Consider the following 1,219-nt stretch of genomic DNA (forward strand, 5'->3'; position numbering starts at 1 on the left):
CCTCGGGACGGATGTTCTTGCCGATCTTTACCAGGTTGGTCTCGTAGGTGTCCCAGTCGAGGTAGCCCTCGTGGTGGTCGCGGATCAGGACCTCCCACTCGCCGCGGGGAACGGCTTTGTGGCGGGTGCGCACGGTGCCGTCCTGGCCGACGTAGGTGTGCTTGCGGGTGCGGCCGTAGACGTAGGCGCCGGCGTAGGCCGGGTGGGTCAGGATGGTGTGGACGGCGTGGTAGRTCGGTTCGACCCACGCGACCTCCGTGCCCTGGCCGGCGGCGGTGGCGTAGCCGTTGCGCTGGAGCGGCAGCTTGAGGTTCTCCTCGCGTAGCCACAGCCAGACCTTGCGCACCGARCCGACCTCGCCGAACCGGCGGAAGATCGCGGAGATCACCCCGCTGACCGCCTCGTCCGGGTGGCGGCGGATCTCGCCGGGCCCGTCGGCCCAGACCAGACCGACGGGTAGCGGGCGGCGCAGCTCACCGCGGGCGGCCTTGTTACGGATCCCGCCGTTGAGCCGGGCCCGCAGGGTGTGCAGCTCGGCCTCGGACATGGTGCCTTTCAGCCCGAGCAGCATCCGGTCGTTGAACATCCCCGGGTGGTAGACGCCGTCCGCGTCGGCGATCAGGGTGTCGGTCATCCCGGCCAGATCCAGCAGCCGGTACCAGTCGGCGTTGTTACGCGCGAGCCGGGAGACCTCCAGGGCGAGCACGATCCCGACGTCGCCGAGCGCGACCTGCCGGGTCAGCTCGGCGAACCCGGACCGGCCCGCCGTCGACGCGCCGGACACCCCCAGGTCGGCGTCGATCACACCGACCCRGACACGAGGCCAGCCGAGCGCCACCGCCCGCTCGACGAGGTCGTACTGCCGGGCGGTCGACTCCCGGTTGCGTTCGACCTGAGCCAGGGTCGACTGACGCAGGTAGACGACCGCGCCGCGCCGTAGCTGCGACCCGGTGACCTTACCGAACTCGGTCATCGCAGCTCCCCTGCGTCGAACAGAGCACCGTCCCGGTCGCTGCCGCGATCAGCCGGCCGAGCAGGTCGACCGCCGCCGCGACCGCCTCCGCCGGCAGCCGCACCGCCACGTCGGGCACCCCCGCGGGCAGCCCGGGCAGCGGGAGGGGCGGCTGCGGCCGGGTCGGCATCGGGGGCCCCCTGTCTCGAACAGCCCTCAACCTGCTCCCTGATATCCACCTCGACAACCTCCGACACGACGCAGGGC

Annotated in this window: 2 protein-coding genes; both read right to left on the minus strand. The window is 71.8% G+C overall.

Annotated elements, in window-relative coordinates; all coding sequences use genetic code 11:
- Positions 1-973 (minus strand): recombinase family protein (locus CC117_RS10255; RefSeq protein ID WP_131803052.1); only part of this gene is annotated, 973 nt, incomplete at its 3' end.
- Positions 957-1,142 (minus strand): hypothetical protein, encoded by a 186-nt coding sequence (locus tag CC117_RS10260; RefSeq protein ID WP_018639832.1) that lies wholly within the window; start codon positions 1,140-1,142, stop codon positions 957-959. The genes CC117_RS10260 and CC117_RS10255, both read right to left, overlap by 17 nt.
- Between the last annotated feature and the right edge of the window lie 77 nt (positions 1,143-1,219).

Origin of the sequence: Parafrankia colletiae (assembly GCF_001854655.1) — a bacterium.
Classification (GTDB): domain Bacteria; phylum Actinomycetota; class Actinomycetes; order Frankiales; family Frankiaceae; genus Parafrankia; species Parafrankia colletiae.